The following is a 6,695-nucleotide window of genomic DNA, read 5'->3' as shown; positions in this document are numbered from 1 at the left end:
GAATTACTTCGAACAGTTAAACGTTTCGGCAGGACATTATGGAAAAAATGGTCAGGCTAGCATCGCCGAAGTTTGGTCGAAACTAAGATGCATTGCATCAAATTATTAGGCGATAAACTCAGCGCAAGGAGTTTTGATAGTCAGGTCAATGAAGTTCATGCACGTATAGCCGTGTTAAATAAATTTACAGAATTAGGCAGACCTCATACCCAAGTTGTCACTTAAATTTGAGCAACTTAGGAAAGCTCTATCTTTAAAATCTTTATGCAACAAAGCCTTCCAGCACATAAACAAGAATTTGGTTTGGAAAAATATGATCCTCATCCTGAATGGATTAAATCTTACGGTCAGTATGATACGCAAGATCAGTATGTACAAAAAGATAGTACAGGAAAGGTTCTTACATTAATTCGCTGTACCAACGCTGTCGTCAAGGTACGATCTGCTCCCAGATGTAATATGTATTGGAACATGGAGCCTTTTATGAAAGTTAAATTAGAGGCACGTTTTGCCAGAGTGCATTTAAAAGATTGGCAATTAATTCGAAAAAATTCAGAAAAACTCATTAAGAGCTTTGCAGTCGATCCAAAAACTTTGAAACGCATAACGGACTGAACAGAGGAACAGCTTGTAAGAAATACCAAAAATAAAGAGGTCTATATCTTTTTTCACTTTAATGAACTTTATTTTTTAGCCCGAATCAGTTTAGGTTTTCTACAATTTACATAATACACTCTATATAAAATTCCAATACTTCCATATCTTATTTTCACTTTATTTAAATTGGGAAGAAGGGTAGGTGTCGCTTAGCCAAACGCAGTTCCCTCCCGCTTGCGCGCTTTTACTAAAAGTCGTTATTTTGATGCAGTAGTAAAAATAACTCAAACCTATGCTATCAAAGGATTTGAGGGTATATCAAGGCGTTGAAGTTGATGCAAAGTGATGCAATCTGATGCAAATTAAAAGATAGAGAACAAATAGAACTATTTAATGAATTTTATAAGTCCAAAAATAAAAGTTAAATTTAGGTTACCAACATCAAAAAAACAATAGATAAGTTATTAATTTATAATATAAAAATTGGTAACTTTTATTAGGTTACTAAGGGTTACCAATACTTTTTAAAAAGTAATTAATATTTAAAAAACAAATACTTAATGGGTTACCGCTGGTAACCCAAAAAACGGGTTACTGGTAACTCAAAAGTAACCTAGAAGTAACTTTTATAAAATATATTAAAATTTAATAAATACATATAGATAAGTATTGTTTTAATAATTAGTAACTTTAGTAACCTGTTTTTTTTATGATGTGAAATTTTAGATTACGATAATGTAGGTACATAAAACATTTGTTCAATCCTTCGAATATATTCTGTTGATAGATGCTGTTATGCTTATTAAATATACAGATTGTGCAATGGTATATTGGCTCTAAACTGAAGAGGCACTTAAACAATGTTTTATTTACATGTAATCATAAATATTAATGAATAAAGCAAATTGTGAAATGCGACAAATATACTGTTCGTTAAACTTAAAATATTGATATTATAAAATATATATTTTCTTTGACATCGTAGAGGTCAGCAGTTCGAGTCTGCTTATATACCAAGATTTTAATAAGCAGATTCTTTTTGAATCTGCTTTTTTTATGCCTAAAATTTTGATATTGCGTGAGTTGCACATGAGCGACATAGTTTGTCGTAATTGTATTTTAGTCGAATTGCATAAGTTATTGAATTTACTATACTGAAAAAAATAATTTCCGAAAATTAATAAAAATGGAACAACTGAATCCTTCTTATTTAAAAGCGATCTTGCATTCTAAACGAGCAAATCTCTATATCTGGAACACGCACGCGTCATGCAAAAAGATGGTCGGGTGTTATATCTGACCGAAGCTAAAAATGAAAACCAATATTGGAATATCCCCATCGCCAATACCACAGTCATTATGCTGGGCACGGGAACATCCATTACCCAAGCAGCAATGCGGATGCTGGCCAGTGCAGGAGTATTAGTCGGATTTACAGGCGGTGGTGGTACGCCTTTATTTATGGGCTGTGAAATTGAATGGATGACCCCGCAAAGTGAATATCGTCCAACCGAATATATGCAAGGCTGGATGCAATTTTGGTTTGATGATGCAAAACGCTTAGACGTTGCCAAACAGTTTCAATTGGCTCGGATTGAATTTATTCAAAAAGTGTGGGCTAAAGATCGCGACTTAAAAGCCGAAGGTTTTTATTTGGATGATTTAGATGTTCAAAATGAGCTAGATGGCTTTGAATGGAAAATTCCTAATCTGAATAAAGTCGGTGATTTACTCCTAACAGAAGCAGCGACAACCAAGCAGTTGTACAGTACCAATATTAGCAGCAGCAGGTTCACTGCCATATAGGCAGCTTAGAAATCATAGGGATGGGCTTGGTAGTATTACTTCGTTATTACATGTCATGGTTTTCTTTAATCCTAGCTTAATAGTAATTGAACGTTGTAAAAATGATGATATCTTTGATTAATTTTTGAAATAGCTATCAAATATATATTTAATTTTAATGAAATTAATGTCTTAATAGAAAAATAATTGTTATACTCTCGCCAATTTTGAGCACAGCCGTGCTTATTTACTTCTTTGAATTGTAAATACTTTTTATGAACCGTAAGTTTTTTGGTGCTACTGCATTATTTTTTGGGCTAATCAATCCATTAGCTGCTATGCCATTTGACCCGTTAATCGGCACTTGGAAAGTTATTGATGATCGTACTGGTTATTATGTTTCAGACATCGTGATTCGTAAGAATTCTAAAACACAACAGTACAGTGCTGTCATTACTAAAAACCGATCTTTACCTGGTGTTGCAAGTTCTGAAGTATGTAGCAAATGCCAAGGTGAACTGAAGAATCAGCCAATTTTTGGAATGGAAGCTCTTAAAGGTCTTGTTGCTGATGCTACCAATAAACAATTTAACAAGGGTCTTTGGATTAATACGCAGGATGGGCGTGTATATGATATTGATGCCAGTTTAAACGCTGCTGGAGACCAAATGAAAGTCTATGGTAAAGCTAAAAGTGCCAATGTAACTAGCATCATGACTTGGAAGAAGCTCTGATATAGTTCTCAAGTGATTATTTTTTGGTAAATAAATTATAAGTAAGAATAAGTAAAAGAAACCCATCACAGGGATGGGTTTTGGGAATTAGTGCTACTTAGTTATTACAAGTCTCGTCTTCGTATGAAACCTTGAGTAAATATTAACCAGCTAATATTTCAAAAATAAGAAACCCACCGAAGTGGGTCTGTGCGATCGAATACTATCCGTAGTATTAGGGTGTGAAGATAGACCCATAAGATGACATTATTGTTTAGGTTTGTTTTATAAATAACCATGTGGATTATTTTTTCTTGAAATAAAAAGTGATCAGCAATATCACGATAATAATGAGAATTACTGCAATAACAGCTCTTTCTATGTTGGTCTCCTGCAAATCACATGCGAATATTTCAGCATTGAATATTGTCTTTTTTCTTATAGTAGTCCAAAGCTATGTCCAGATGTTCACTGCCATATAGGCAGCTTAGAAAAACTCAACAACATGGAGGCTTGTGATATCCAGGTTTACTGCCATGTAGGCAGCTTAAAAGAGGTACGATTTTGGAGCTTACGTCTTAACAGTTCATTGCCAGGCATAGCTCAAGATTACATTTAAAACTCTTCAGAAAATTCCTTCATTTTTATATCGAACTGCGCTTAAACTGTTCTAACTCTATAATATTTTGATCAATCTGATGTTCCATTACAGGTAAAATCTGCTTTAAGAACTGGCAATATGAAATGGCCTCATCCGCAGTAACCGTACCTGTTTTGACCAGCTGTTTTTGTTGTTCTAACATTTGGCTCACCTGACGTAAATCAGGTTGCTGTCCATGACTCAAAGCGTCGCTAATTGCTGCGAAATCTTGATACAGTCGGTCACGTTGTTGAATTAATTCTGCCTGATTGGATACCGCCACTGGATTGGCTTGAGCTGGTGCGTTAAGGACTGCTTTTTTTTCTAAAGTAGTTTCAGTTGGAATTGGTTTTTCTTTCGGTTTTGCTGTATTGGGTAGAGTTGGGGAGAGCGGTTTAAATAGATAAACCACAATGATGAGTAACAAGGTCACAATAAAGCCGATAATAAGACCAAGTCGTATGCTGCGATCCATGCCAGAAATCCTGCTCTTGCATTTAAATTAAAAGCAGACCCAATCTTAAGATCAGGTCTGTACGATTTATAACAAATAAACAGTTAAGGTGTTGACCAGCCCGCAGGTGCATAACCGATCCGAACACGTTGAGGATGATTTCCTACAGGAACACTCATTACTTTTTCACCCGTTGCAAAATCAATCACGGTAACCACATCATTGGCGCTCTCCGAAATCACACAACTTTTTCCGTCCGAACTTTGTGTCGCCCAGTAGGGTTTGCCTGCAGCTATCAGCTTGCCAGCTTTCAATGTTGAACGGTCGACAATGGTTGCATAGTCATCCATAGTGCCTGCTACACATAATTTCTCACCATCAGCACTGATGGATAATCCATGATGACGGGAGTCATTTACATATTTTGTCCGGTCAGAGGGAATGGTAGAGCTGCCCGGTAATTGGCCAATGCGAGTGATTTTATCCTGATTCAGGTCATACTCGATCAAGCCATTAAAAAATGAAACTTGCGCATAAATTTTAGATTCATCCTTGCTAAACACGACTGGACGCACAGCATTGGATAAATCTTTACGGCCAACTGCATCCAGCACCGGACGGAAATCAATCGTTTTGATTACTTTATACGTGTTGGCATCAGCAATAGTGAGCAACCGTTTACCCTTGGTAAAATCTTGCCATGCAGCATCCATCGATGTTTCCACATTACCAATGGCTGAGTTTAGAATCTTTGTGCCACCGTTAAAGAAAATATTCTCATGCGGTTTGTCGCCTGTTGCAAAGCGTCCCAATTCCTTACCCGTATTGATATCCAGCACTTGAACCACATTGCCCGAAGAAGCCGATACGGCTAAGCGTTGACCATCTGGAGAAACCGCCATATGGTCGGCACGGAAGCCTTCTACAGGAGTACGCCAGTTGATTTTTCCTGTCGCAATATTAATAGAAACCACATCGGCAAAACTTGGACGAGATGCAACTATCGACTGACCATCTGGCGTAGAGTACATATCATCTACAAGCTGATCATGACCTTCCCCAGCGGTGGTCTGAATATAAGTATAGGCAATCAGTTTAACTGGATTGAGGTGGATTTCCGTCAAACGCTCTTTGCGATCAGGAATCATGTTGATAACACCGATCTTACCAAAATTACCTAATGGACGAATGACCGTTACCGTTCCATCCCAATTGTTGCCAACAAAAAATACTTGCTGACTATTCGCCGGGACAGGCATTACCGATGTTGCAGCGTTGCTATGCAGGGAGGTGAATGCGATTGATGCAAATAACGCATTTACGCTCCATTTAAGGAAAATATTTTTGTTTTTCATATCATTTTTCTCCGATTCAGATCCATGAAATCGATTTTTTATTTGAATTTTCACTACTGTCTAATACTCCTGTATTAGCTGAGCCATAGATTAAAGAATTCACCAGTCAAATCATGAATAATCCGATAAAAGACGTGCCAGAATTGACCATCAATGAAGTTGTTATTTTATAAACCTTGAATAATCAATTAATTGGTAGAGTAGGATGGATTATTTTCCCGACAGAATGTCGAATCCATATTTTTATCTTTTTGTTACATCTTTGATTTAAATGTCGAAAATTGCAAAACGCTACATGAACTTTTGTACAGAAGCCGTACTATAAAAATGATTTTGTTGAGTTTGCAATATTATGTCTCAGATAGATGTTCTGGTTGCTTTGGCCGATATTGAGGTAAATCAGGCTGAGCTGCTGTCGATTCAGCGCAATGATTTGATCCCTTTGCTGCAGGATCAATATCGCCTGAATCATTATGCCGATTCAGTGATTCAGGCCCAGTCAGTTTTATTAAACGGGGTAGATCCACATCTGACCCGACAATTAAGTAGCACGATAGAACAGCTGATTCAGGCATTGGCCGATTCAAAAAAATATTTAACCCGTCGTAAGTTTAATGCCTGGCAAAAGTGGTTGGGGATTGATCTGGAATATGGTTCGGGGCAGGTTGAGTATTATAAAAACCTGGATCAATTACTCAATCGGGCCAATCATTTAAGTCAAAAATTACAGATTGAGATTCAAAAGTCGCAAGCCCGCTTTCAGCAATTGCTTGGGCATCGGGAACAAATGGCGAAATACATTCTGGCTGCGCAAGAATTTTTGCTGGAATATCCAAATTTTGTCAAAAATCAGCATCCTCTGGATAATTTTTCAGAAAGATTATCGAAAAAGATCAATTCATTACAAACTTTGCAGGCCAGTAATGATATTGCAATTACACAGATGCAATTATCTCAGCAACTTTCTTTTACTTTGCTGGACCGCTTTAAAGAAGCACAGCAAGTGCTGATTCCGGCTTGGCAATATCATGTTAAACAAAGCAATCAAAGTGGTTCGGGCATTGAACTGGAAAAGCTGGATCATAGCCGGGAGACTTTGATTAAAACTTTAAGAAAATCGTTAGAGAAACCTATACATTAATGATCATATT

Annotated in this window: 5 protein-coding genes and 2 pseudogenes; 5 read left to right on the top strand and 2 right to left on the bottom strand. The window is 36.8% G+C overall.

The window, feature by feature from the left end:
* The 4 genes and pseudogenes from B9T29_RS16625 to B9T29_RS13280 all read left to right on the top strand — a co-directional run.
* A pseudogene (locus B9T29_RS16625) lies at window positions 1-225 on the top strand (IS5/IS1182 family transposase); the annotation flags it as partial.
* A gap of 39 nt (window positions 226-264) precedes the next feature.
* On the top strand, window positions 265-615 hold the full coding sequence (locus B9T29_RS13290) for a hypothetical protein (protein ID WP_213033306.1): 351 nt from the start codon (window positions 265-267) through the stop codon (window positions 613-615).
* 1,168 nt (window positions 616-1,783) lie between these two features.
* Window positions 1,784-2,364 (top strand): annotated as a pseudogene (gene cas1f / locus B9T29_RS13285) (type I-F CRISPR-associated endonuclease Cas1f); the annotation flags it as partial.
* 293 nt (window positions 2,365-2,657) lie between these two features.
* A complete protein-coding gene (locus B9T29_RS13280; RefSeq protein ID WP_086176375.1) occupies window positions 2,658-3,116 on the top strand; it encodes a DUF2147 domain-containing protein in 459 nt (152 codons plus the stop codon).
* A gap of 623 nt (window positions 3,117-3,739) precedes the next feature.
* Here the strand turns inward: B9T29_RS13280 and B9T29_RS13275 are convergent.
* Together B9T29_RS13275 and B9T29_RS13270 are read right to left on the bottom strand one after the other, a co-directional pair.
* Window positions 3,740-4,210, bottom strand: coding sequence for an OadG family protein (locus tag B9T29_RS13275; protein WP_086176374.1), 471 nt, complete (start codon window positions 4,208-4,210; stop codon window positions 3,740-3,742).
* 83 nt (window positions 4,211-4,293) lie between these two features.
* Entirely contained in the window at window positions 4,294-5,544 is a 1,251-nt protein-coding gene (locus tag B9T29_RS13270) for a YncE family protein (protein ID WP_143223895.1), read from the bottom strand.
* Between the two features lie 352 nt (window positions 5,545-5,896).
* On the opposite strand from B9T29_RS13270, the gene B9T29_RS13265 reads away from it, so the two are divergent.
* Window positions 5,897-6,685 (top strand): tellurium resistance protein, encoded by a 789-nt coding sequence (locus tag B9T29_RS13265; protein WP_086176373.1) that lies wholly within the window; start codon window positions 5,897-5,899, stop codon window positions 6,683-6,685.
* Window positions 6,686-6,695: the final 10 nt, after the last annotated feature.

Origin of the sequence: Acinetobacter sp. ANC 3903 (genome assembly GCF_002135315.1) — a bacterium.
Lineage (GTDB): Bacteria > Pseudomonadota > Gammaproteobacteria > Pseudomonadales > Moraxellaceae > Acinetobacter.
The sequence above is the reverse complement of the archived record's forward strand: the minus strand, read 5'-3'. Positions and strand labels throughout refer to the sequence as shown.